29 protein-coding genes are annotated in these 22,819 nt (G+C 40.5%); 20 read left to right on the top strand and 9 right to left on the bottom strand.

Annotated elements, in window-relative coordinates; translation table 11 throughout:
- Window position 1: 1 nt before the first annotated feature.
- Together H4075_RS05105 and H4075_RS05100 are read left to right on the top strand one after the other, a co-directional pair.
- The gene (locus tag H4075_RS05105) at window positions 2-796 is read left to right on the top strand and encodes an ABC transporter ATP-binding protein (protein WP_182804763.1); all 795 of its coding nucleotides are present in this window, start codon (window positions 2-4) and stop codon (window positions 794-796) included.
- Window positions 778-1,770, top strand: a complete 993-nt coding sequence (locus H4075_RS05100) for an MlaD family protein (protein WP_182804761.1) — start codon at window positions 778-780, stop codon at window positions 1,768-1,770. Before H4075_RS05105 ends, H4075_RS05100 begins: the two co-directional genes overlap by 19 nt.
- A gap of 20 nt (window positions 1,771-1,790) precedes the next feature.
- Here the strand turns inward: H4075_RS05100 and H4075_RS05095 are convergent, their stop codons facing one another.
- Window positions 1,791-2,177, bottom strand: coding sequence for a hypothetical protein (locus tag H4075_RS05095; RefSeq protein WP_182804759.1), 387 nt, complete (start codon window positions 2,175-2,177; stop codon window positions 1,791-1,793).
- Between the two features lie 205 nt (window positions 2,178-2,382).
- Between H4075_RS05095 and H4075_RS05090 the strand changes: the two genes are divergently transcribed.
- The 5 genes from H4075_RS05090 to H4075_RS05070 all read left to right on the top strand — a co-directional run bounded on the left by H4075_RS05090 (window position 2,383) and on the right by H4075_RS05070 (window position 5,478).
- Window positions 2,383-2,904 carry a YciE/YciF ferroxidase family protein gene (locus H4075_RS05090; RefSeq protein ID WP_182804757.1) on the top strand — a complete coding sequence of 174 codons (522 nt, stop codon included), beginning with the start codon at window positions 2,383-2,385 and terminating at the stop codon, window positions 2,902-2,904.
- 13 nt (window positions 2,905-2,917) lie between these two features.
- Window positions 2,918-3,571, top strand: coding sequence for a dienelactone hydrolase family protein (locus H4075_RS05085; RefSeq protein WP_255460337.1), 654 nt, complete (start codon window positions 2,918-2,920; stop codon window positions 3,569-3,571).
- A complete protein-coding gene (locus H4075_RS05080; RefSeq protein WP_255460336.1) occupies window positions 3,564-4,226 on the top strand; it encodes a phosphoribosyltransferase in 663 nt (220 codons plus the stop codon). Before H4075_RS05085 ends, H4075_RS05080 begins: the two co-directional genes overlap by 8 nt.
- A gap of 120 nt (window positions 4,227-4,346) precedes the next feature.
- Entirely contained in the window at window positions 4,347-4,793 is a 447-nt protein-coding gene (locus H4075_RS05075) for an Hsp20/alpha crystallin family protein (protein ID WP_182804755.1), read from the top strand.
- Between the two features lie 52 nt (window positions 4,794-4,845).
- Window positions 4,846-5,478: a hypothetical protein gene (locus H4075_RS05070; RefSeq protein ID WP_182804753.1), complete on the top strand. Its 633-nt coding sequence runs from the start codon at window positions 4,846-4,848 to the stop codon at window positions 5,476-5,478.
- Window positions 5,479-5,595: 117 nt separating this feature from the next.
- On the opposite strand, the gene H4075_RS05065 is transcribed toward H4075_RS05070, so the two are convergent.
- The 6 genes from H4075_RS05065 to H4075_RS05040 are packed head-to-tail and all read right to left on the bottom strand — an operon-like array spanning window position 5,596 to window position 11,821.
- Entirely contained in the window at window positions 5,596-6,747 is a 1,152-nt protein-coding gene (locus H4075_RS05065) for a hypothetical protein (protein ID WP_182804752.1), read from the bottom strand.
- Window positions 6,748-7,473 carry an ABC transporter ATP-binding protein gene (locus H4075_RS05060; protein ID WP_182804750.1) on the bottom strand — a complete coding sequence of 242 codons (726 nt, stop codon included), beginning with the start codon at window positions 7,471-7,473 and terminating at the stop codon, window positions 6,748-6,750.
- A gap of 10 nt (window positions 7,474-7,483) precedes the next feature.
- Complete coding sequence (locus tag H4075_RS05055) at window positions 7,484-8,698, bottom strand: ABC transporter permease (protein WP_182804749.1); 1,215 nt, start codon at window positions 8,696-8,698, stop codon at window positions 7,484-7,486.
- A 10-nt stretch (window positions 8,699-8,708) separates the two neighbouring features.
- A complete protein-coding gene (locus H4075_RS05050; protein WP_182804747.1) occupies window positions 8,709-9,929 on the bottom strand; it encodes an ABC transporter permease in 1,221 nt (406 codons plus the stop codon).
- Window positions 9,930-9,953: 24 nt separating this feature from the next.
- Window positions 9,954-10,724: an outer membrane lipoprotein-sorting protein gene (locus tag H4075_RS05045; RefSeq protein ID WP_255460333.1), complete on the bottom strand. Its 771-nt coding sequence runs from the start codon at window positions 10,722-10,724 to the stop codon at window positions 9,954-9,956.
- Window positions 10,724-11,821: a baeRF3 domain-containing protein gene (locus H4075_RS05040; RefSeq protein WP_182804745.1), complete on the bottom strand. Its 1,098-nt coding sequence runs from the start codon at window positions 11,819-11,821 to the stop codon at window positions 10,724-10,726. Before H4075_RS05040 ends, H4075_RS05045 begins: the two co-directional genes overlap by 1 nt.
- Before the next feature lie 123 nt (window positions 11,822-11,944).
- Between H4075_RS05040 and H4075_RS05035 the strand changes: the two genes are divergently transcribed.
- From H4075_RS05035 to H4075_RS05010, 6 genes are all read left to right on the top strand, one after another.
- A complete protein-coding gene (locus H4075_RS05035; RefSeq protein ID WP_182804743.1) occupies window positions 11,945-12,979 on the top strand; it encodes a type-X family DNA polymerase in 1,035 nt (344 codons plus the stop codon).
- A gap of 81 nt (window positions 12,980-13,060) precedes the next feature.
- On the top strand, window positions 13,061-13,882 hold the full coding sequence (locus H4075_RS05030; RefSeq protein ID WP_182804741.1) for a universal stress protein: 822 nt from the start codon (window positions 13,061-13,063) through the stop codon (window positions 13,880-13,882).
- A 162-nt stretch (window positions 13,883-14,044) separates the two neighbouring features.
- On the top strand, window positions 14,045-14,257 hold the full coding sequence (locus tag H4075_RS05025; protein WP_182804739.1) for a YgaP family membrane protein: 213 nt from the start codon (window positions 14,045-14,047) through the stop codon (window positions 14,255-14,257).
- 75 nt (window positions 14,258-14,332) lie between these two features.
- On the top strand, window positions 14,333-14,503 hold the full coding sequence (locus H4075_RS05020; protein WP_182804738.1) for a hypothetical protein: 171 nt from the start codon (window positions 14,333-14,335) through the stop codon (window positions 14,501-14,503).
- Complete coding sequence (locus tag H4075_RS05015) at window positions 14,500-15,591, top strand: DUF6544 family protein (RefSeq protein ID WP_182804736.1); 1,092 nt, start codon at window positions 14,500-14,502, stop codon at window positions 15,589-15,591. Before H4075_RS05020 ends, H4075_RS05015 begins: the two co-directional genes overlap by 4 nt.
- 8 nt (window positions 15,592-15,599) lie before the next feature.
- Window positions 15,600-16,610 (top strand): metal-dependent hydrolase, encoded by a 1,011-nt coding sequence (locus H4075_RS05010; protein ID WP_182804734.1) that lies wholly within the window; start codon window positions 15,600-15,602, stop codon window positions 16,608-16,610.
- Here the strand turns inward: H4075_RS05010 and H4075_RS05005 are convergent.
- Together H4075_RS05005 and H4075_RS05000 are read right to left on the bottom strand one after the other, a co-directional pair.
- Window positions 16,607-17,788 carry a phospholipase D-like domain-containing protein gene (locus H4075_RS05005; RefSeq protein WP_182804732.1) on the bottom strand — a complete coding sequence of 394 codons (1,182 nt, stop codon included), beginning with the start codon at window positions 17,786-17,788 and terminating at the stop codon, window positions 16,607-16,609. The two genes, H4075_RS05010 and H4075_RS05005, sit on opposite strands and share 4 nt — an antisense overlap.
- A 17-nt stretch (window positions 17,789-17,805) precedes the next feature.
- Window positions 17,806-18,255 carry a pyridoxamine 5'-phosphate oxidase family protein gene (locus tag H4075_RS05000; RefSeq protein ID WP_182804730.1) on the bottom strand — a complete coding sequence of 150 codons (450 nt, stop codon included), beginning with the start codon at window positions 18,253-18,255 and terminating at the stop codon, window positions 17,806-17,808.
- Between the two features lie 131 nt (window positions 18,256-18,386).
- On the opposite strand from H4075_RS05000, the gene trxA reads away from it, so the two are divergent.
- From trxA to H4075_RS04965, 7 genes are all read left to right on the top strand, one after another.
- Window positions 18,387-18,686 carry a thioredoxin gene (gene trxA / locus H4075_RS04995; protein ID WP_182804728.1) on the top strand — a complete coding sequence of 100 codons (300 nt, stop codon included), beginning with the start codon at window positions 18,387-18,389 and terminating at the stop codon, window positions 18,684-18,686.
- Between the two features lie 80 nt (window positions 18,687-18,766).
- A complete protein-coding gene (locus H4075_RS04990; protein WP_182804727.1) occupies window positions 18,767-20,425 on the top strand; it encodes a Na/Pi cotransporter family protein in 1,659 nt (552 codons plus the stop codon).
- 90 nt (window positions 20,426-20,515) lie between these two features.
- Window positions 20,516-20,968 (top strand): pyridoxamine 5'-phosphate oxidase family protein, encoded by a 453-nt coding sequence (locus H4075_RS04985; protein WP_182804725.1) that lies wholly within the window; start codon window positions 20,516-20,518, stop codon window positions 20,966-20,968.
- A gap of 103 nt (window positions 20,969-21,071) precedes the next feature.
- On the top strand, window positions 21,072-21,296 hold the full coding sequence (locus H4075_RS04980) for a YtxH domain-containing protein (protein ID WP_182804723.1): 225 nt from the start codon (window positions 21,072-21,074) through the stop codon (window positions 21,294-21,296).
- A gap of 17 nt (window positions 21,297-21,313) precedes the next feature.
- Window positions 21,314-21,679, top strand: coding sequence for a phage holin family protein (locus H4075_RS04975; RefSeq protein ID WP_182804722.1), 366 nt, complete (start codon window positions 21,314-21,316; stop codon window positions 21,677-21,679).
- Window positions 21,654-21,959, top strand: a complete 306-nt coding sequence (locus H4075_RS04970; RefSeq protein WP_182804720.1) for a hypothetical protein — start codon at window positions 21,654-21,656, stop codon at window positions 21,957-21,959. The genes H4075_RS04975 and H4075_RS04970 overlap by 26 nt, the downstream gene beginning before the upstream one ends.
- 322 nt (window positions 21,960-22,281) lie before the next feature.
- Complete coding sequence (locus tag H4075_RS04965; protein WP_182804718.1) at window positions 22,282-22,728, top strand: Hsp20/alpha crystallin family protein; 447 nt, start codon at window positions 22,282-22,284, stop codon at window positions 22,726-22,728.
- Window positions 22,729-22,819 lie beyond the last annotated feature (91 nt).

Below are 22,819 nucleotides of genomic sequence, written 5' to 3'. Positions count from 1 at the left end.
AATGTTACAGGAGCAAACGATACAACAGGATGTTTCAACGAAAGAAAATCATGATCCGGTTATTTCCGTGAGGCATTTGTATAAATCATTTGGCAGCAATGAAGTATTAAAAGATTTTAACCTGGAAGTGTACAAAGGTGAAAACGTAGTGGTGCTGGGTAAATCCGGTTCCGGAAAATCGGTACTTATTAAATGTATTATTGGTTTGCTGGAACAGGATGCAGGTGAAATAACCGTATTGAATGACGATGTGATTTCACTCAACAGCAAAGAACTGGATGTGCTGCGTGCAAAAGTGGGCTTCCTGTTTCAAAGCAATGCATTGTATGATTCAATGACGGTACGTGAAAATCTGGAGTTCCCGTTACGAAGACATTGGATCAAACTAACAGCAGCTGAAACAAATGATAAAGTAATGGATGTATTAACCAATGTTGGTCTTGCACATACTGTTGATATGATGCCCTCGGAACTTTCGGGTGGTATGCGTAAACGCATTGCACTGGCAAGAACGTTGATTCTTGATCCGGAGATCATGTTGTACGATGAACCTACAACAGGACTTGATCCCATCACTGCCAAAGAAATAAGCGAATTGATGCTGGAGATGGGCGAGAAATATAATACATCGGCTATCATTATTTCGCACGACATGAATTGCATCCGCATGACAGCCGACCGCATAGTAATGTTGATTGATGGCAAATGTTATGTACAAGGAACTTATCGGGAACTGGAACAAAATAATGATCCACAAGTAAAACATTTTTTTGAACAATGGCAAAGCAAACAATAAATAACATCAAACTGGGCATTTTCATGTTTGCCGGGTTGTTCTTGCTTATCCTGGGTTTGTATATGATCGGCAAAGACAGTAATCTCTTCAGCAAAAACTATGTATTGAAGGCAAGGTTTGAACATGTGCAGGGTTTAACACCCGGCAACAATATCCGTTATGCAGGCATACAGGTAGGTACAGTTAAAAAAGTAGCCATCATCAATGATACATCCATTGAAGTAACCATGTTAATTGAAGAAGAGATGAAACAATTTATACGGGCGAATGACCTTGTGAGTATATCAACCGATGGATTGATGGGAAATAAATTACTGCAGATCACACCTTCGAAAGACGGATCAGCCTTTGCCGTAAGTGGCGATATATTACGCACAAAAAAAATCATAAGCACCGATGAGATGCTGGAGCTTTTGAACCGCACCAACCAGAACGTAGCTGTCATTTCAGAAGATCTGAAAACTACCGTGCAACGCATCAACAACAGTAAAGTCTTGTGGCAGGTACTCGATAACCAAACGTTGCCGAAAAACATTCTTGCATCAGTCAACAACATTCGTTCAGCAACGGTAAAAGCCGATCTGATGGTGAAAGATCTGCAAACTATTATTGCAGATGTAAAACAAGGAAAAGGATCGTTGGGAAAAATCATTACCGATACAGCCATTGCTTACAACTTGAATGAAGCCATTGAAAAAATAAAACTGGTGGGCAGTAATGCCGATTCACTGGCAACCGATTTGCATGCATTTACCCTTTCTGTTAAAAACGATGTGAACAATGGCACCGGCACCATCCATAGTTTACTCAGAGATTCGTTGCTGGTACAAAAGCTGAACAACAGCTTGCAGAATATTGAAAAAGGAACCGATGGATTTAACCAAAATATGGAGGCGTTGAAAAGTAATTTCCTGTTCAGGGGTTATTTCAGGAGATTGGAGAAGCAGAAGAAGGAGTTGGAGAAGAAGAATTGACGACTGGATGCATGAATTTTTCACACCGCCCATTTCCCTTTCAGTTGCCAGCTCAGCAACAGCATCATGCCGCCAATACCGAGATATACAAACTGTAACCAATGCAACACCGAAATGAGCAGCATTTGCACAACCACCCAACCAATAAGCATAACAGCACCGCCAATACTCCAATTGTAACGTTGCGGATGCGTTTGCATATTAAGAAAAACAGCTACGAGATTTGTGCCGCCTACTACAATGCAAAGGATAAAACCCGGCACAAAGAAATTACTGAACGGTGTGCCCTTGAGCAACAAGGTTGACATACTGAACAGCGAACCATCGGGATAACTCATAAGTAATGCACCGCACACGATAGCTGTAAGAGCCACAAATGCTGTGAGCAGAAATAAAAACAGTTTCATGACATATGTTTTATGTGAGCAAAACAGCAGTACGGTTTTTGCTGCAGCTGCTATATAGTTTCCTGTTACACATAACTGCAATCTTCATTCCAAATGAAGTTCAATTCTATACAAAAACCAATGAGTTACAAGCAGCAGATGTATGACAGGCATCATAGGAAACGCCTTTGTAAAACAATACATTCGATAACCAAAATAGTATGTTATGAAACAGGAACTTACAAGTATTACAACACTACACAACCTGCTTGACTATGAAGCAAGCAAATTTTCAAGTGCCGAAGTTCAGTTGAATAATGCGTTACCGCAATGGATCAATAAGGCCGGTTCGGTTAAACTGAAAACGGTTTTGCAAAAGTACCGGGATGATATTGGGTTACACCTTGCTAACCTCGAAGAGTTTGTAAATGCAGAACGGCTTATTTCATTGAGCCTGACAAACCGCATTATGAAAGCATATATTGATGACACAAATGAAACGCTGGTGATGTGTACTGATACAGAAGTAACAGACGCCTGTTTGCTTGCCAGCATACAGATGATCAATCATTTCAAAATCAGTGCATATGGAACTGCGGCTGCCTTTGCCAATGTATTGGGTATGGAAAAAGCTGCTGCGTTTTTCCACGAAGCTGAAGTGCATGAAAAACAAATTGATGACCGCTTAACTCAATTGGCTGAGTACGAAATCAACATCAGAGCAAAAGCGCCGATTCTTATACCATAAGAAAAACAAAGCAATGATGAATTTCCGGTTTAACAGTGAAACAGATATACCACTTGGCACCGTTGTGCTGCAGGGCGAGTTGATTGTTCCGTTAAATGCAGAGGGCATTGTCATTTTTTCACATGGCAGCGGAAGCAGCCGTCACAGCCCACGTAACCGTAGGGTGGCTGCCTACCTGCACGAACAGAATTTCGGAACCTTGCTGTTCGATTTACTTACCATTGAAGAAGACAGGCGTTACCAAAACCGTTTCGATATACGCCTGCTTACACAGCGCCTGTATAACGTTACAAAATGGCTGGAAAAACATCCGGCTGCATTGGGTTGCAGCATTGGCTATTTTGGTGCAAGTACAGGTGCTGCCTCTGCATTGCAGGCTGCAGCACACTTACCTGAAATAGCAGCAGTGGTATCGAGAGGTGGCAGGCCAGATCTGGCAAATGATGAATTACATAAAGTAACTGCCCCTACTTTACTTCTTGTAGGTGGAGAGGATGTTGTTGTACTAGAGCTGAACCGCCAGGCATTCGAACAGCTTACTTGTGTTAAACGCCTCGATATTGTAGAAGGCGCCACGCATTTGTTTGAAGAAGAAGGTAAAATGGAAATTGTAGAAAAGCTTGCAGCAAAATGGTTTCAGAAATATCTGCAGCCTGTGAATGCATAAACAGTTAAATGAAAGAACCATGACATTCAAAGACAGAATTGATGCGGGTTTGCAGTTAGCATTCAAACTGAAGAAGTATGTGATAGACCCATGCGTAGTACTTGCCGTTCCAAGAGGTGGTGTGCCTGTTGCATATACAGTTGCCAGTGAATTAAATTTCCCCATGCAACTGGTGCTCACGAAAAAGATCGGCCATCCCATCAATAGAGAATATGCCATTGGTGCTGCCAGTCTTACAGATTACTTTATAATACCACATGATGATGTAACAGAAGTATATATTCAAAAGGAAGTAAAGCGTGTACAGGAAAAATTAAAAGACATGCAGCAGAAATTTATGGGCGACCGCCCTGTTCTTCCATTGAAAGGCAAAACAGTCATTATTGTGGACGATGGTATTGCCACAGGTAACACCATGCTTGCCACTGTGAAGGTGATACGTAAAGAAGAGCCCGAAAAAATAATTATAGCCGTTCCGGTTACTTCTGCAGAAGCGTATAAAAAACTAGCAAAAGAAGCAGATGAATTCATTTGTTTACTGATAGCAGAAGAGTTCTATGGCGTAGGTGCTTTTTACGACGATTTTAAACAGGTAACGGATGACGACGTGAAAACCTATATCAACAACCTGCATCAAAAAGAAGAATTCTATTGAACAACGTAAGTATTCCAGAAATTAATCAATAACCTCTCCCTTGTTGAAGAAACTTTTCCCTGCGTTATGAAAACAAGATGGTGCGAAAAAAATCGATTACCAAACCTGTAAATCTTAGTTATGGAACATTATTCTTCAAAAAGCAGCGTACACTACATCTATCCCGGAGAGTATACTCCTTTACCTGAACTTGAACGTTTGGCTGAAGAACTGAAGTTACACCGGGAAGGAACCGTTGTACAGCCATTAGTGAATGTGCGTGACAGAACGGAAAGTTTTACAATTGAGGTAGCCATACCCGGCGTAAAACGGGAGAATTTTTTAATTGCAGTGAAAGATCATGTTTTATCTATTGCGTTGTTTGTAAAAAGCAGTGTTGATTGTATTACTGAAAACTTTCATTTGCACGAGTTCAATTATGATTGTTTCGACAGGCATATACTTTTACCTGAGAATGTAAACCCCGAATTGGCATCGGCTTCGTATAAAGAAGGTCTTCTGCATATTTATATTCCGAAAGAATCAGCTCCGGTAAAAACAGAAGCACTACGAATTGTTGTTTACTGATCTCTTTTTCACCACCTGCTATTATTATCTGTAAACAATAAAACAGGTAATTATGAAAAAGATAAAATGGCTGGCAGTACTTCTTGTTATTTTGCTCACAGGATGTACCTCTACAAAAATTACGAGCAGCTGGAAGGCGCAAAACGTTGAAGCAAAACAATACAGTAAAATACTTGTACTCGGATTGATCCGTGATACAGACAGAAGTCTGCAGGAGAAAATGGAGGCACACCTGGTAGGCGATTTAAAAGACAAAGGCTACAATGCGGTAGGTTCATTAAGCGAATACGGACCAAAGGCTTTCAGTAATATGACCGAGACCGAAGCGGTTAACAAATTAAAAGCAAGTGCTGTTGATGCAGTGATCACTATTGTGCTGCTCGATAAACAAAAAGAACGCAACTATGTACCCGGACGCCTTTACTATTCGCCCTATGGTATGTATTACAATCGCTTCTGGGGATATTATGGCACACTCAATTACCGGATCTATGAACAAGGATACTATGTTACTGACACTGAGTATTTCTGGGAAAGTAATATGTATGATATGAGTACACAATCCCTGATCTATTCTGTACAAACAAAATCATTTGACCCTGCTAACTCAGAAAGTTTAGGACATGAGTATGGAAAACTGATCATTAACGAGATGGTAAAAAATAATATCCTGCGTCAGAAATAGTCTTACGGGAACAATTCTGCGTAAATAAAGGCCGGCAGTATTTTCAATTTAACTTTTGAAACTATTACCGGCCTTTTCAATATCTGTACTTCATGAAATAAATTCTGAACTAAAACTTTAAAAACTCCACTTCATTCGTAAAAAGGCTCGTGTACTCACTGCACGAAATGAGCTATTGAGTTCAGAAAAGAAACTCTGCCCAACAAGATCCACATCGAGATTGGTTGCAAGATTATACCGTAGAGAAGGGAGCAGAATGAGCAGGTTGGTGCCGGGTGTAAAGAGCACACTCATATTAGCTGATAATAACGGAGTAATTTCTTTTGATGCAGTTGCAATTAAATTCCATTTAGTGGGCATCAGGTTTTGCGGCGACAATTTCAGATTAATAGTGCCAAAGTTATTCACCACCGTATCAATACCCCCGCTGTTGTAAAGCGAGCTGAAATTTGCATACCAGCCTTTCTTAAACATATGATTCCATTCCAGCACAACATTCAACCGATCATCTGCATATTTACTGTTGAAGTAATATTGAAGCTCTCCTTTTATACCACTCTCTTTAATACTGCCTGCCCATGCTGCGCCTGTTGAAGCCTGTCTATTTACCCAACCTGTTACAACATGAAAATCATAATTCCATTTGTTGAATGAGAAACGGGCAGCAGCAATATCAGCTTTGTTATCACCGGTAGCTGCATAAGCAAGTTCGATATTTCCGAAATCATTGAACCGGTACTGCAGTTTGGCAGCATCAACCCCTGCCCGTTCTTCATAATCAAAATCAAGAAAATTATAAGAGTTGAATACATCGTTTGGATTCCAGGTAGTTGATACGCCCCAATTGATTCGCTGCCGCCCAACTCTTGCATTCCATTTTTCCGTCCGGTAATCAACATACAATCGCTCCGTATTTGTATGCAGAACAACAGACGGTGAGTTGATCCATTGCACCTGCAGATTCATTTTTTCATTTTCATTTTTCAACAGCGACGAAAAAGATGGTGTAACTTTTATTTCTTCGCCCCAAAATAAACGGTTGCGTATTTGTGCCACAGCCGTAAACGTTGATGAGGGCATCCATTTTATATTGATGCGGTTGTGCAGCAAATTGCCTGATGTAACCTGCCTGTTCAAATGATCGAACGTAAGGTTCTCCATATTTTTGAGGTAGCCATTCACTTCCCATTTTTCTTTTGATTCACTGCTATCCTGCGCCAACGTAAGCTGGCGAAACAGAATCAGTCCTATCAACAGAAAGTTTTTCATCTATGCTGTTTCTAAAGTATGAGGTTGAGTAATATCAACAGCAGCGGTATCGGAGGCGATCTTGCCATCAACCAATGTGATCACCCTTCTTGCTCTGCTGATGACACGTTGATCATGTGTAGAAAAAAGAAAGGTGATATTTTCTTTTATATTCAGGTCTGCCATAATATCGAGGAGGTTAGCTGCCGACTTTGAATCAAGGTTTGCAGTTGGTTCATCAGCTAAAATAAATTGTGGTTTTGATGCCAAAGCTCTTGCAACAGCTACCCGTTGTTGTTGCCCGCCGGATAATTGCGCAGGTCGCACATCCAGTTTCTCATCCATCGAAATCTGTTTGAACAATTGTTTCACCCGCTCATCCCGTTCTTTTTTCTTCACTCCCTGCAACAGCATAATAAATTCAACATTTTCTTTTGCCGTTAATACCGGAATTAAATTATACGATTGAAAAACGAAACCAATATTCTGCAAACGAAACTCAATCAGTTGTCTTGCAGAAAGCCTGGTTATATCCACACCATTGATCATGATATTTCCCTGGTCGGGTTTATCCAATCCACCAATCATGTTAAGTAATGTTGTTTTACCGGAACCCGACGGACCAACCAATGCTGTAAACTCGCCACGCTCAAGGTGCAGATGCACATTATTCACAGCATACACAGGTATGGTTTCAGGATTGTATACCCTGCTGATGTTATGCACATCGATGACTGTATTGTTCATGTTGAATAGTTTATCGTCTTAATGCTTCAACGGGTTGCAGTTTTAATGCTTTTATGGCAGGAAATAAACAGGATATAAGAGCCGTACCCATCACAATCAACATTACACCTGCTAGTTTTTCTGCAGGAAACTCAGGGTAGATTATTGTACTGAATCCAAAACTGCTCATCATCTCTTCGCCCATCCCCGAAAAATCAAGACCGTTTTTATTATAATAGCTCATCACGATCCATCCGATGAATACACCTATAGGTGTGCCGGCAAATGTGAGCATGAGTGTTTCAAGCATCACAAGTAAAAAAACTTTCATCCGGTTTGTACCGAGAGCGATCATCATGCCTATTTCCCGTGTACGTTCAAGTATTGCCATAAGCATGGTATTTATAATGCCAAAGGCCAGCGCAATCATGATAATAACCATGATGATATAAGAATACAGATCAACTGTATCAACCATCAGATCTGTTTCAGGTGAAATTTCTTTCCAGGATTCTACCTGTAGCGACGGAAACAGTTGTTGCAATAACAACTGTACATGTTTTACATCTTCATCTTTCGTAAGCAGTACAGCTATTTCATGAAACGATTGTTCATTCAGTAACAATTCATTTAAATCGCTCATCTGCACATACACATTCCGTTCATCCAGTGGTGCATTTTCACTTTGATAAATAGCTGCCACCCGAAAAGCAGAAGACACAATTGCACCGGAAGTATCTGTAAATGTTAACACCAGCTTCGATCCTGTTTTCAGTTTCATTTTCTTCGCCAGCTTCTTACCAATCATTACCTGGTTCTTCTTTTTTTCATCGAATAATTTACCGTCAACTATTTTTTTCCGCAACTGCGAAAGTTCATACTCCTGTTCGGGCACAATACCGTTAATGATTACACCCGCACTACCGGTAGCAGTTGCAAGCATCCCATTGGTTACAGTTCGTATTGCAGCAAGTTTCACTTCAGGCAACTGACGGATACTGTTTACAACTGCATTACCATTACGAATAGTATAAGATGGATCGTAGTCCTTTTTAAAATCACTGTCGTGCAGTTGAAGATGTGCTACTTCGGAATAAATAACTGTACGCACCCTGCTCTTCATCATTCCTTTGTATAAAGCCAGTACGGCAATACCCGCAAAAAGCCCGGTGGCAATTGAAAACATAATTACCAGGCTGCGCATTTTATTACGCCAGATATTCCTCCATGCCATTACAAAAATCATAAGCAACAATTTATCGTTTCATTGCTGTAACCGGATTCAGCCGCATTACTTTATACAACGGATATAATGATAACACCGAACCGATGATCAATACGATGAAACCCTGGCTGATAAAAATAGATGCATCGGTAGATGTGGGAAAGATGGCCTCGAATCCAAACCGTTCGTATGCTTTTGCTGCTTCTCCACCCATGCGGATAGGATGTTTGTTGAGCATGTAGACAACAGGTATACTCGACAGCAAACCAAGTACACAACCGGCCAACACAGTTAGCAGCGATTCAATCAGCAACAGTAACATCATCTTTTCTTTTCGCATTCCAATTGCCACCAGCATACCCATTTCATACTTTCGTTCCACCATCATCATCAGCAAGGTGCTGAACACTCCAAAACAAATAAGCATATACAGTACCCCCAACACATACTTCATATTGTTTGAATCGGTTTGGATATGCTGCTTGATATCGGGAATCATTTCTTCCCATGTCATCACTTCAAATTCCTTATCTAAGTTTGAACGGATAGATGTTGCTGTTAACTGTAATGCTTTTGTATTGTACAGCGAAAGCACATACGATGTTACCATACCCTCTGCACTGTAAAAATCCTGCGCTGTTGCCAGCGACATAAACAACGCTTTATCATTAAGATCAGGCGAACCGAATTTCAAAATGCCTTTAACGGAAAATTTACCTGCAGCTGTTGCACCATGATACCCTTGACCAATCAATACAATTGTATCGTGCAGATGTAACTGTAACCGATTGGACAATCCTTCGGCTATAAGTACCGACCGGTCATTTGCAGATAAATAATCACCCCCTATTAATTTTTGTTTTAGTGCAGTAATACGATCTTCATTTTCGGGGTCGATACCAACAACAAGACAACCTTTTGTAATATCGTTCGATGAAGCCAATGCGAACGACTCCAGCCTTGCTGCAACTCCTTTTACATTGTTATTCCTGAAAATTTTTTCTTGAGTTGATGATGAAGCTTCAAAACTATTATCAAGTATCTGTTCATCCCAATAACCTGCTTTGTGCACCTGCAGATAGCCTGTATAGAAACTCACGACATTCTTTACCAGGTTGTCAAATATCCCTTCCTTTAAACTGCTTGCTAATACAGATAAAACAACAGCAAACAAAACAGAAGCCATTGTAATCAGGGTGCGGCTTCTGTTTCGCCACATATTCTTCCATGCCAGTTTTAACAACCATGTCATGTTCAACTAATTTAACAGCTTGCATTAACGAAGGGCTTTCATTTTTTCAATTGTAAAAAATCCATCGTTTATAGGTCGATCGTATTGCACAGAACGATAGATCATTTCGGTTTTATGGTTTCGCTTATCTGCAGGAATCATTTCAAACCTTGTAGGTATCAACCTTCCGTCCATCATTTTTATATCGTAGCCATTCATACTGTTGATGAGTACACCATCTTCATCATAAAAGCGTGTATGCAGTTCGATGAAATCCGTTTTATCAATACATACGATCAGCTTTCCCCATACCACAGCTGCTTCTGCTTTAGGTATCATTTGAATAATATAACAATTGCGGCTGCCAATCACTGTATCACCAACAAGTGAATGATCATAATCCTTTAATACAGAAGATTCTTTTACCAGGTCATCGTTGGTAAAATCTGTGCCCATCCAACTTTGGCTCATCATAGAAGGTGGAAGTTTAATGATGCGTTCCAGCGAAGGCATCCAGTTCCACACTTCTTTTTTCCGTTTCAGAAAAACAATGCCTTTATCTTTTGCCGGCGACTGTACAAGGATCAGTGAATAATCTGCTCCCTTTGTCCATGCCTTTACATCCATACTTCTGCTCCAGGATGGACGTACTGTTTTTATAGTAATCTCCACAATTGAAGTATTGCCTCTCATCTTGGCATCGGCCTTTTGTACAATTTCCTTTGCGGTTTGCCCAAAAAGGAAAAATGGAAGCAGAAACCATAATAATAACGGCATCTGCTTCCACCTAAACTTTCGATGTACAATAATGTTCATCAGTAAAAATTGATCAGCACAATATGCTCATAAGGCTGCAGCAACCCTTCATCCACAAACTCCACATCTCCTCCGTTATCCAGCACACGTTCGATTACATCATCCACTGCATCTTTAATGTAAGAGAAACGGTTATAAGGTTCTTCAAGTTTTTCAATTACATCGGCCGAAGAACTATGTTGTGCAGGGAACATATAATTCTTTTCTACCACCAGCAACTGCCCTTTTTTATGTGAGGCATCACGCCATACAGCTGTCATACCCACTGCCAGCTTCTTTTTTCCAGCGGCCTCTTCTATCTGGTTAAGCAGGTCCTTTTCTTTTACTTTTTTCCAATCATCAATGTAAGGCTGCAATAATTCTTTCAACTCCACAAGTGAACTCTCTTCATAATTACCATGTATGATCTGTACAATAGCTTTTTCATGCCGGGTAATTTGTTTGAAATGCCCCAGTATTCTGTCAGTACCCATTACAAACAAAGGAAGATGATAGGCATTCAAAACAATATCGAGTGAATGATCGATGTGATAAAGAAATTTCTTCATCATTATTTCCTTTCGGTCTGATACGTCGGAGAAATTAGCAACCCTTTCGGGCGCTTCATTTACATAAGCATCAATTTGCTCCGGTCTGTCAGAAATTATCCGCACAAGATCACCACTGTTACCTAAGTACATCCTGCTTTCTCTTCCGCTAAGCAGCAGAACAAGATATTTATGCAATTCCTTTTTGCTGTAAACAAGATCCCTGATCTCGAATGATTCATCAATAATGATCTTTTCTTCAACCGGCACATCCAGGTACAACACTTTTTCAAATACAGGCGATACATACAACGCAATACTTTTCTTGTACGTATTGAAATTAAGATTTTTAATAAGCGCATTGAGCTTAGCCATTACCAGCGACGACATTTCACCCGGATATTCTGCCAGCAACTCATCTTCCACTTTTTTCACCGCAATCTTCAATGAATACATCAACTCAGTCTTTAAATTCATTTTCGGTTCAAACGGAAGAATGATTGAAACGGAAGGCCTGTAATGCAGTGCTCCCATTACTTCACGTATTTCAGGTGCAATGTTTGCGTTCATATCGTTTGATTTTAGAGATGTAAGCTATTTCAATTCAACATGAAAACATATGACAATCATCACGCCAATCTTTGATGCTACTCATATAAGACTAAACGAAGATGGCGGTCCTTTGTACAGCACATGAAACATCCGGCAAATAATACCAGACTTTCAAACATCTTTCACAGCATGGCTGATTGTTACAGTTACCTGGGACCAACTGAACGTTTTCGCAGCATTGCTTATGAAAATGCAGCAAAGATTCTGTTCAATATGAATGAAGATATTTCGATGTATAAAGATGTGAAAGCGTTGGATGCGCTGGGCGGCATTGGTGAAAGCATTGCCATGAAAATTATTGAATATCTCCGCACAGGCAAGATAAAAGCCTATGAACAACTCAAACAGAAAGTACCATTTGAATTATTGGAGCTGATGAATATCACTGGTTTTGGTCCGGCAACCTTACGAACTTTGCACAAACAACTGCATATAAACTCAAAACAGGATTTGGTTGATGCTTTGCAACATAACCGGTTGAGCAAGCTGAAAGGGTTTGGGCCTACGAAGATCAGTAACATGATGCAGGCTTTGAAACTGGAAAAAGAAAACAAAAAACGACTGGCACTTGCTGAAGCAGAAAAGATTGGAAATAAACTACTGTCATTGGTGAAAACATTTCCTGGTGTAAAGCGTGCAGAACTGGCAGGCAGTTTGAGGAGAAAAAAGGAAACGATTGGTGATATTGACCTGATCATTACAGCCAATGAAAAAGACAGGAAAAAGATCATTACCAAACTCACTAATATGCAGGGTGTTGATAAGGTAATAGCAGCAGGGCGAACCAAAGCAAGCATTGTATTAAAAGAGCAACAGGTGCAGGTGGATGTGCGCATTGTAAGCGATCATGAATTCGGAGCTGCCATGCTATATTTCACCGGTTCAAAAGAACATAACATTAAACTCCGCAGCATTGCAAAAGAACGTGGTTTCAAAATAAACGAATACGGCATTTTTAATGAGCAGGATGAGTGGCTGGCCGGAGAAACGGAAGAAGAGATGTATCGGTTTTTAGGCATGAACTACATCCCGCCGGAAAAGCGGCTCAACAAAGGCGAAATTGAACAGGCCATGCGCAAAAGACCTGTTGAAATATTAAAAAAAAAACATTTATGATCCGAATCAGCCCCCCGGCTATTGCGAGTCATTCTTTATAGAGCGCTTCTAATTGATCTTTAACCTTCAAAATCATTCATCATGAAAAAGATTCTGCTGGCATTCGACGGAACTCATTTTTCAAACGGAGCTTTCCAATTTGCCCGTGAACTGAATGAGTTGGAACCTGCTTTAGTAACCGGCGCCTTTTTGCCACAAGCACAGGCCGCCAACCTATGGAGCTATGCCGATGGCATGAGCGGTCCTATGTTTGTTCCTTTAGTAGAAGAACGTAATACGGAAGTGATGAAGGAGAACATGACAAAGTTTGAAACACTTTGTCGTAGAAACGGCATGGAATACCGTGTGCATGAAGACCTGTACGATTTTGCATTACCTGAACTGAAAGCCGAAACAAGATTTGCTGATGTATTGGTGATAGGCAGTGAAGTGTTTTATGAAAATCTTGGTGGAAAATTGAATGAATATTTACAGGACATATTACACAGATCAGAGTGCCCGGTTGTAGTTGTGCCGGAGAAGTATAATTTTCCAAAAACAAACATTCTTTGTTACGATGGCAGCGAATCATCAGTATATGCCATCAAACAATTCGCTTACCTGTTTCCTGAATTAACAAAACAACCCACTTTACTGGTGTACATCCATGAAGACGGGAAGAATGAATTCCCACAACAGGTAAATATTGAAGAACTCGTATCAAGACATTTCAGCGATCTCACATTGATGAAGCTGGATATGAGTCCTGAGAAGTATTTCAGCACCTGGATCAATAATCGTGAAAGTGCTTTAGTGGTATCCGGTGCATTTGGACGTTCTGCCATTTCACAGCTCATTCGCAAAAGCCTTGTGAAAGATGTGATCGCAGAACATAAGTTACCCGTATTTATCGCACACAGATAGATAGCAATTTGGTTGGTGATTGTTTCGGGGCCGATGTCAATCGGCCCCTCTCTTTTTTATGATGAACATCATTTGCTGCGGCTTTCAATATCATTCAGGAAACCGGATTGTTTTTAAACCTTGTGCTCTGTTTCTTACATCAATCAACATTAAATAAAATATATGAAAAAGAATTTAGGCAATGCAGATCGCATCATCAGGCTTTGCATAGCAGGTGTACTTGCTCTGCTTTGGTTTCAAAACATCATCACAGGTACATGGGGAATTGTAGCACTTGCAGTTGCTGCGGTGTTTGTATTAACGAGTTTTGTAAGCTGGTGTCCGTTGTATGCTATGTTTGGCATCAAAAGCACGCCCAAAAAACAGGTGCAATAACAGGCATCACTTCCGGTAAATTTTCCGAAAACGAAACATCCGCTTTATAAAGGCGGATGTTAAACTCATTTGTATATGAAACTGAATAAAGAGTGGCATTTACAACACGCCATGCCTGTGAATGCAACATTAGAAGAACGTATTGCCTGGCATATTGAACATGCAAAATATTGCAGTTGCAGAGAAATGCCTGAAAAGATAAAAGAAGAAATAAAAAAGAGAAAGAAAAAAACAGCATCTGCATGAAATATCTTTTTTCTTTCCTCCTGTTTGTACATGGTCTTATTCACCTGATGGGGTTTGCCAATGGATTTGGTTTCAGCAAACTGCCTGCACTAACAAAATATATTTCTAAACCAACTGGTGTATTATGGCTTTTTGCAGCAATGCTGTTTACAGCCGCTGCTGTTTATTACTTGCTGAAAAAAGAAAACTGGCCGCTGTTTGCTCTTGCGGCGGTGGTGATTTCGCAATTACTCATTATTTGGTACTGGAAAGATGCGAAGATGGGAACAGCAGCCAACTTCATTATCCTGCTGGTTGCTGTGCCTGCATTGGGCGAATGGCAATTCAACCGCATGTATAAAAAAGAAGTACAGCGGATGATTACGCAACCGATCAATAAATCAACAAGTACAATTATAAATGAACAGGTTCGGCTATTGCCAACCGCAGTTCAAAAATGGTTACAGGCAAGCGGTGTCATTAACCGTCCGGCAATTCAACGTGTTTACCTCCAACAACGCGGCGAAATGAAAAACAAACCCGATGGGAAATGGATACCATTTGAAGCAGAACAATATTTTACAACTGATCCCCCCTCCTTTTCATGGAAAACAAAGATCAGCCCTTCCGACTTTTTATTCATTAACGGAAAAGACAAGTATGAACAAGGAAAGGGAAACATGCTCATTAAAGCCTACGGACTTTTTACTATTGCTGACAGCAAAGGTCCGCAAACAGACCAGGGAACGTTGCTACGCTACCTTGCTGAGACCTCTTGGTTTCCTGCAGCAGCAATCAGTGAGTATATAAAATGGGAAGCCATTGATGATAAAACTGCAAAAGCAACCATGAGCTACGGCGGCACAACTGCATCAGGAATTTTCTATTTCAACGCAAATGGCGATCTTGAAAAATTTGAAGCCGACCGTTATTATATCAACAACAAACGTTCTTCACTCGAAAAATGGCAGGTTACTTGCATTGATCACAAAACCATTAATGGCATCCGCATACCGGTGAAGAATAATGTAACATGGAAATTGAAAGATGGAGATTTTAAGTGGCTTGAACTTGAAATTACCAACATTCAGTTTACTTTCACTCCATAATCAGCAGTATGGATTCAATTACACACATTGCACTGGGCGCCTGCATTGGTGAAGCATTTTTTGAAAAAGGTTTTGGTAAAAAAGCAATGCTTTGGGGTGCACTGGCGCAAAGTATTCCTGATATTGATTTTGTTGCTTCCTTCTGGATGGGTACTGCCGATGATCTGTTGGCACATCGTGGCTTTACACATTCACTTTTGTTTGCAGTACTGATTGTCCCGATAATGGCAATGGTTGCTGAAAGAGTTCACCGACCGCATGACATCTCGTTTAAAAAGTGGACATTATTTTTTTTGGTGGAAGTATTGATGCACCTGTTTCTTGACGCATTTAATAATTACGGTATTGGCTGGTTGATTCCTTTCAACGATCACCGGTTTTCATTTAATACATTGTATGTGGCCGATATTTTCTTTTCTATATGGCCGGGTATCGCATTTGTTGCACTGCTGATCCTGGATCGTTTTCACCCGCTTCGTACGTTGTGGTGGAGGATCGGCATTTTCATTCCCTTTCTGTATCTCACTTATTGCAGCTACAACAAATTCAGTATCGATCGGGAAGTAAAACAAATAATGGTTGCACAGAATATTCCCCATCAACGTTATTTCACTACACCAACGCCACTTAATAACTGGCTTTGGTATGTGGTTGCAGGTAACGACAGTGGCTACTATATCGGCTATCGTTCTGTCTTTGACAAAAAACCCGGAATGGATTTTAATTTCTTCCCACGTAACGATTCTTTATTGAATCCGGTTGATCAATTTGAGGATATGCAAAAACTTGTTCGCTTTTCGCAGCAATTCTACACGTTAGAAAAATGGGGTGACACCTTGGTATTTAATGATCTTCGTTTTGGACAAATACTGGGCTGGCATAATCCAAAAGAAAAATTTGTGTTCCATTATTTTCTGCAATATCCCAACGAAAATAAACTAGTGGTGCAGCGTGGGCGCTTCACCGGCTGGAACAAAGAAGAAATAAAGATCCTTCTCAGGCGAATGCGGGGCGATTAATCCCTTTGTTTAAAATAAAAGGTAAAGAGGAAAAAGATAAGCCTGATGATTTCGTAACAAAGCCGCTGCCATATTCGTTTGATGAATGTGTTGTGGCGCTCAAATTCTTTTTCCGTTATACGGATGCAATCGTTTTGCATGATCTTTTCCAATGTTCGTTCCACATCTTCAACAAAACGGTTGTTTTGAATATCAATATTCAACTCTATACTGGCATAGGCACTGATGTTGTTTACATTGTAAGAACCAACGGTTACAAATTTCCCATCGTAAGTACTCAGTTTGCCGTGCAATACATTGGGTTGATACTCGTACAGCTCAATTCCGTTTTTAAACATCCAGCGGTAGAGATAACGCTCAGCATGTTTCACCATCGATATGTCACTGATGCCTGCAGCGATCACCTTAATTTTGATTCCACGTTTTGCAGCAAAGGTCATGTTCCTGCGAAAAGCACGACCTGGTAAAAAATAACTCGACATGATGCTGATGTGCGAATTTGCTTTCCGAAACATTTCGATATAACTGCGGCTGATCTGATTCTTACGCCGTACCCAATCATTACGACGTACTCTCACCAAACATTCTTCTCCATGCAAGTGAAGTGATGCTTCTGTTTTAAGAAGTTGATTTTTCTTTTTACCCCAGCCCGATTTATTCCATACCTCCACGCAAAGATTGTAGAGCTCGGCACTTACTTCGCCTTTGCTGTATAATGCCCAATCGAGCCAGGCCGGTTGATCGGGCATATCATTATACCGGTTTGAAATATTTACACCACCTACCAAACTATGCAATGCATCGATCACAACAATTTTATGATGCATCCTCCGCCCAAAATAAAAATACCGGCTTCTGAAAACCGGTTCAAACCAACGGAATTGAACACCGCTTGCTTTTAACTGCGTAATAAACTCATCCGGTAAATGTTGCGATGCATATCCATCGAGCAACAAATATACTTTCACGCCACGTTGTGCAGCCTTCATTAATGCCGCCGCTACTTCAGTACCGGTTTCATCATCTTCAAAAATATAGATCTGTAAATGAACACTGTGTTCGGCCTGCTCCAATAAGCGGAAGAGAATGGTAAAAAAATCACGCCCACCTCTAACCAACTGTACCTGGTTATGTGTACTGTAAGCTGCTGAAACGGGAAATTGTTTGCCTGGCGACATGCATGCCAAATTACTATTTATCTTTTTTCAAACCTCCCTGTTTTTTCTTCAATCAAAATACGGTACATCACAGGCTTCAAACGGTTGCTGTCGTCGAGTTTTGTTTCCACTTCGTGTTGTTCGCCATCAATTGTGGCACTTGTCATCATAGGAAACACACGGTTCTTCAAAATAGCACGGGCATTTTCAGCTTCTGTGTCTTTTAATTCTTCAAACCTTCCACGTATGATCACACTTTGCCAGTTAGCCATGTTGGTCATTGTATCAACCTCAAAACAAACATTGGGATTGTTGCGCAGCAAGTTCAACTTCATACCTTCATTTGTTTGTCCATAAATAAAGTTGCCGTCAAACGCATACGTAACGGGAACAAGATATGGCTGCGTTGAATCAGTACAGGCAAGTCGCCCCACAACCTGACTTCCAAGCAGGTTGTTCATTTGTTGTTCGTTCAATTGTCCAAGCATGGCAGATCGTTAAAATGTGAAAACGTTATTTAAAACTACTGATGCCTGCAGGCAAGGTTGCTGATGAACATCAACTGCATTGTTGACTGTTCTCATAGTAATCACTGGTATAAAAAAGTAGCTTTGGTTCTATGAGCAACTTCGAGTCACATATATACGGAAGTAAGCCGGTGGTTGTTGATTTTTTTGCAGAATGGTGCGGACCATGCAAATTAATGACGCCGGTGCTGCAGCAGGTAAAAGAAGCTGCGGGCGACCGTGTGACGGTTTTGAAAATGGATATCGACAAGAATCCGGGTTTTACTCATCGCTACAGTGTACAGGCAGTACCAACTCTTATCATCTTTAAAGATGGCCAGGTCATCTGGCGAAAAAGCGGTGTGGTTCCTGCCCATGAAATTCTACAGTACCTGAATACGGTGATGAGCTGAATGACTTTCGAACCAAGTTGTGCTTGCCGGGCTTCGTGCCCGGCTTTTTTTACAGTTAATATTTATTACCTTGATTGTTCATGGAAGGATCATTCGATATCTGGAAGATACTTGCAGGAGTTGCCATATTTCTTTTAGGAATGAATATGCTGGAAGAAGCCTTGCAGCAACTGGCAGGCCGGCCGTTTAAATTATTTCTGCGAAAACATACACAGCACAAATTAAAAGCAATAGGTGCAGGTGCTGTTGTTACTGCATTATTGCAAAGCAGTAGTATTGTAAACCTGATGTTGCTGGCATTTGTAGGTAGTGGTATTATTCAAATGCAAAACGGCCTGGCCATGATGTTGGGTAGCAATATCGGTACAACTTTCACAAGCTGGATCGTTGCTACCATTGGTTTTGAATTTAACATCGAAAGTTTTGCATTACCTGTAACAGGAATTGCGGGTATTTTAATGATACTGCTCAACAAACACAGCAAATGGTTTCAACTGAGTAAATTCTTTTTTGGTTTTAGTTTTTTGTTTGTGGGATTGAATTTTATGAAGACGGCTGTTGAAGCCATGGTGCAACAAACCGATCTGAGTCGCTTTAATGAATACCCGGTACTATTATTTTTATTGATCGGCATTATAATTACTGCGCTTATACAGGCAAGCTCAGCAACTATTGCACTGGTGCTTGCTGCATTGCACGCCCATGCCATTGATCTTGAACCTGCGATGGCAATTGTACTCGGCGCCGAAGTTGGCACAACGATTAAACTGTTACTTGCTTCAGCAAAAGGGATCCCTGCAAAAAAGCAGGTGGCGTTGGGAAACTTTTTAATGAACATGATCATTTCCCTGTTGCTTGTATTCTTTCTCCAACCTCTTACCTTTTTTATTCATGAAACGCTTGGCGTAAAAAATCAAGTACTGGCACTGGTGGTGTTTCAAACACTGGTGAACATCATCAGCATTGTTCTCTTCTACCCATTTCTTAATCCGTTCGGGAAATTCTTATCTGCCAGGTTTACACAAAACAGCGATGAAACATTATTCATCCACAAAATAAAACCAGCAGAAACCGAACTGGCACTGCAGGCCATGCAAAAAGAAACGGATCATTTTCTGCAACTCATTCTTGCCTATTGCAAACATATTTTTGAACTGAAGCCTGAACAAAAGAATGGCAATGAGTTTTACAAGAAAACACCGGAAGAAAAATACGAGTTCATTAAACACCTGCATGGCGATATACTTTCGTTTTATGTAAAGATGCAATCAAATCATCTGCAGCCTGAAGAAGCTGCAAGGTTTCAACTGCTCATCTCTTCTGTACGTAATGGCATGTATGCAGCCAAAAGTTTGAAAGATGCCTGGCATGATGCAGTTCTTCTCAAAAACTCATCGAACGATAAAAAGTTTGCTTATTACGAAGAAAGCCGCAAACGCACCGATCATTTCATTACAACCATCGGCAAGTTACTTACTGCAAAAGAACAGGCGCAGTCAAATGCTGATTCACTGATTGCACTATATCGTGAGATCATCAAAGGTTATACCGAGGAGCTAAGTCATCTGTACAAACAAGGCACCATCGATCACCTGAATGAAACGGAGATATCCACCATCATTAATTACAACCGGGAATTGTACACCGCTTATAAATCGTTGATCCTTGCTGTAAAGGATCTATTACTTCCTGAAAAAGAGGCTGCTGCTTTTGAAGAACTGCCCGGCTTTATCCGTTAGATGTGAGCAGCATCAAAACAAGTGCTGACAAGCATCATCGTTCTTCCTGAACTCTTCAACTACATTTGATGCGCCGTTAATGGGTTTGCCATGCTTGGTTCATTAAGTACATCTGAAATTGAAGACCTGCTTTACCAATGCAATCTTGGCCGCATTGGGTGCAGCTACCACGGGAAAATTTATGTGGTGCCGGTTAATTATATCTATGACGGCAGGTCTGTAATCGCACATTCAGTTGAAGGGTTGAAGATCCGCATGATGCGGAGCAACCCTTCTGTTTGTTTTGAAGTGGATGAAGTGCAGAACAATAAAAACTGGAAGAGTGTGATCACTCAAGGCACTTACCAGGAAATAATTGGTGAGCGTGAACGCTACGATGCCATGAAATTATTTGTAGACAAAATGCTCAAACTAAAAGTGAGCACAACTGCACATCCGCCTGAATTACAACCTGAACGTTTGCATGGTTCACATGGAAGTGTGAAGCCAGTGATCTACCGAATTATACTTTCAGAAAAAACAGGTCGCTACGAAAAAGAATAGCCCACTCTCATTGTAAACCATGATGGCCATCATTGTAATGGCTTTGTGGAAATACTACCTTAGAAACGTTAGATCAATTATTGTTCACCTATAAATTTTTCACATGAACACTTTAGCTAAAATCGCTATTGCAGCCGGAGCAGGTTTAGTTGCCGGAGGCGTATTAGGAGTTTTGTTTGCACCTGACAAAGGTGAAAACACACGCAAAAAAATTACTGACAGTGGAAAAAAACTCACAGACACTGTAAAAGAAAAAATGGGCAACCTGAAAGTAAACATCAGGGGCAAAACTGAAGCTGTGAAAGAAGGAATGGAAGAATTTGCATAACCCCGAAACAGCGGAGCATGGAAGATACATTTGCCAAAGCAGAAGACCTGGCCGAACACGTAAAAGAGTACATCAATAACCGCATGGATGCGGTGAAATTGAATACAGCAGAAAAAAGTTCAAAACTTGCAGCAACTGTGATTGCGTCTGTTGTTGTAGCAATGTTCTTTATCACTTTTCTGTTTTTTGCCAGTACTGCTTTGGCATTTGTTTTTTCACGACTCACCGGTGAACTATGGTTGGGATTTTTAATTGTGGGAGGTATTTACCTGTTGCTTGGTGCAGTGGTTTGGGTGTTGAGAGAACGTATTCTGCAACTGCCTATAATGAATGCTTTACTGCGGCAACTATTTACTGATGATGAAGACGACGATGATGAATAAGATCAGATCCATAAAGCAATTAAAAGCCCGGCAAAAAAAACTGGAGCAACGAAAAACGGAATTGGAAAAAGCTATCCGTTACGATTGGCTGGATGTGAAAGATAGTATGAAACCAAAAAATGTTGCGGGCCAGGTGTTTGCACACATCTTCGAAAAAGAACAACAGAATGGCGATTCATCCTTAGCCAATACATTGTCGCAATTGGCCGCTGTACTCACAAAAATTGGTGTGGAAAAAGCCGAAGAAAAAGTGGCAGAATGGATGAAGCATAAAAAGTAGCATAAAAATTGTGCTTCTTTTATCGAAGCAAATAATTACTGAGTGAGCAGCGTTTGGCAGAAAAAGATCAGGATCTGTTTATTTGCAGAGATCATTTGTTTATGATAATCGTTACCACTTCAAAAAGTATAATACGAAATCATTTCTGCCAAAAGTGAATTACTGAGTTTATTTTATCCCTGTTAAAACGAATAAATAAAACTCATTTTTCACTGACAACTCTCACTGCTGCGTTTGACGCAGGTCCTTGAAATCCGCTACTCAGAAAGCTATCTTTAAGCAAGTTAAAATTATTCACTCATCATAAAACAAGGAGGTGTATATGTCAACAAGAGCAATTTCAAAACCCGGTATGCTGCCTACAGTATTTAATGATTTCTTCAAACCATGGAACGAATGGTTTGATAATGGAGGTGCATTCTCAGGCAACACAATGACCATGCCTGCAGTAAACATTGTTGAAACTAAAGAAGAATACAAAGTTTCTTTAGCTGTACCCGGTATGAAAAAAGAAGACTTCAACATTGATGTGGAAGGCAATATGCTCACCATTAGCTGTGAAAGGGAAGAAAACAGAGAGGAAAAAGAACATCAGTACACTCGCAAAGAATACAATTATTCTTCTTTCAGCCGCAGCTTTACTTTACCAGAAGAGGTGAACAAAGAAAAAATTGAAGCTAAATATGAAGAAGGTGTGTTGAAACTCATGCTTCCAAAAAGAGAGGAAGCCAAAAAGCTCGCAGCGGGCAAACATATCGCTGTAAAATAGTCTCACCGATGGTGGGATTGTAACCCGGGCCCTGTCGCAATTGATTTGTGGCAGGGCTTTTTTGTGGATGAGGATGATCAGTTTATTTTCT

This window comes from Lacibacter sediminis, from assembly GCF_014168535.1.
Lineage (GTDB): Bacteria > Bacteroidota > Bacteroidia > Chitinophagales > Chitinophagaceae > Lacibacter > Lacibacter sediminis.
This window is presented reverse-complemented; position numbering and strand designations above follow the sequence as displayed.

What these genes read in the sequence shown, in the direction of transcription:
- H4075_RS05105 (WP_182804763.1), top strand. Translation starts at nt 2, where the DNA reads ATGTTACAGGAGCAAACGATACAACAGGATGTTTCAACGAAAGAAAAT.
- H4075_RS05100 (WP_182804761.1), top strand. Translation starts at nt 778, where the DNA reads ATGGCAAAGCAAACAATAAATAACATCAAACTGGGCATTTTCATGTTT.
- H4075_RS05095 (WP_182804759.1), bottom strand. Translation starts at nt 2,177, where the DNA reads ATGAAACTGTTTTTATTTCTGCTCACAGCATTTGTGGCTCTTACAGCT.
- H4075_RS05090 (WP_182804757.1), top strand. Translation starts at nt 2,383, where the DNA reads ATGAAACAGGAACTTACAAGTATTACAACACTACACAACCTGCTTGAC.
- H4075_RS05085 (WP_255460337.1), top strand. Translation starts at nt 2,918, where the DNA reads ATGATGAATTTCCGGTTTAACAGTGAAACAGATATACCACTTGGCACC.
- H4075_RS05080 (WP_255460336.1), top strand. Translation starts at nt 3,564, where the DNA reads ATGCATAAACAGTTAAATGAAAGAACCATGACATTCAAAGACAGAATT.
- H4075_RS05075 (WP_182804755.1), top strand. Translation starts at nt 4,347, where the DNA reads ATGGAACATTATTCTTCAAAAAGCAGCGTACACTACATCTATCCCGGA.
- H4075_RS05070 (WP_182804753.1), top strand. Translation starts at nt 4,846, where the DNA reads ATGAAAAAGATAAAATGGCTGGCAGTACTTCTTGTTATTTTGCTCACA.
- H4075_RS05065 (WP_182804752.1), bottom strand. Translation starts at nt 6,747, where the DNA reads ATGAAAAACTTTCTGTTGATAGGACTGATTCTGTTTCGCCAGCTTACG.
- H4075_RS05060 (WP_182804750.1), bottom strand. Translation starts at nt 7,473, where the DNA reads ATGAACAATACAGTCATCGATGTGCATAACATCAGCAGGGTATACAAT.
- H4075_RS05055 (WP_182804749.1), bottom strand. Translation starts at nt 8,698, where the DNA reads ATGATTTTTGTAATGGCATGGAGGAATATCTGGCGTAATAAAATGCGC.
- H4075_RS05050 (WP_182804747.1), bottom strand. Translation starts at nt 9,929, where the DNA reads ATGACATGGTTGTTAAAACTGGCATGGAAGAATATGTGGCGAAACAGA.
- H4075_RS05045 (WP_255460333.1), bottom strand. Translation starts at nt 10,724, where the DNA reads ATGAACATTATTGTACATCGAAAGTTTAGGTGGAAGCAGATGCCGTTA.
- H4075_RS05040 (WP_182804745.1), bottom strand. Translation starts at nt 11,821, where the DNA reads ATGAACGCAAACATTGCACCTGAAATACGTGAAGTAATGGGAGCACTG.
- H4075_RS05035 (WP_182804743.1), top strand. Translation starts at nt 11,945, where the DNA reads ATGAAACATCCGGCAAATAATACCAGACTTTCAAACATCTTTCACAGC.
- H4075_RS05030 (WP_182804741.1), top strand. Translation starts at nt 13,061, where the DNA reads ATGAAAAAGATTCTGCTGGCATTCGACGGAACTCATTTTTCAAACGGA.
- H4075_RS05025 (WP_182804739.1), top strand. Translation starts at nt 14,045, where the DNA reads ATGAAAAAGAATTTAGGCAATGCAGATCGCATCATCAGGCTTTGCATA.
- H4075_RS05020 (WP_182804738.1), top strand. Translation starts at nt 14,333, where the DNA reads ATGAAACTGAATAAAGAGTGGCATTTACAACACGCCATGCCTGTGAAT.
- H4075_RS05015 (WP_182804736.1), top strand. Translation starts at nt 14,500, where the DNA reads ATGAAATATCTTTTTTCTTTCCTCCTGTTTGTACATGGTCTTATTCAC.
- H4075_RS05010 (WP_182804734.1), top strand. Translation starts at nt 15,600, where the DNA reads ATGGATTCAATTACACACATTGCACTGGGCGCCTGCATTGGTGAAGCA.
- H4075_RS05005 (WP_182804732.1), bottom strand. Translation starts at nt 17,788, where the DNA reads ATGTCGCCAGGCAAACAATTTCCCGTTTCAGCAGCTTACAGTACACAT.
- H4075_RS05000 (WP_182804730.1), bottom strand. Translation starts at nt 18,255, where the DNA reads ATGCTTGGACAATTGAACGAACAACAAATGAACAACCTGCTTGGAAGT.
- trxA (WP_182804728.1), top strand. Translation starts at nt 18,387, where the DNA reads ATGAGCAACTTCGAGTCACATATATACGGAAGTAAGCCGGTGGTTGTT.
- H4075_RS04990 (WP_182804727.1), top strand. Translation starts at nt 18,767, where the DNA reads ATGGAAGGATCATTCGATATCTGGAAGATACTTGCAGGAGTTGCCATA.
- H4075_RS04985 (WP_182804725.1), top strand. Translation starts at nt 20,516, where the DNA reads ATGCTTGGTTCATTAAGTACATCTGAAATTGAAGACCTGCTTTACCAA.
- H4075_RS04980 (WP_182804723.1), top strand. Translation starts at nt 21,072, where the DNA reads ATGAACACTTTAGCTAAAATCGCTATTGCAGCCGGAGCAGGTTTAGTT.
- H4075_RS04975 (WP_182804722.1), top strand. Translation starts at nt 21,314, where the DNA reads ATGGAAGATACATTTGCCAAAGCAGAAGACCTGGCCGAACACGTAAAA.
- H4075_RS04970 (WP_182804720.1), top strand. Translation starts at nt 21,654, where the DNA reads ATGATGAAGACGACGATGATGAATAAGATCAGATCCATAAAGCAATTA.
- H4075_RS04965 (WP_182804718.1), top strand. Translation starts at nt 22,282, where the DNA reads ATGTCAACAAGAGCAATTTCAAAACCCGGTATGCTGCCTACAGTATTT.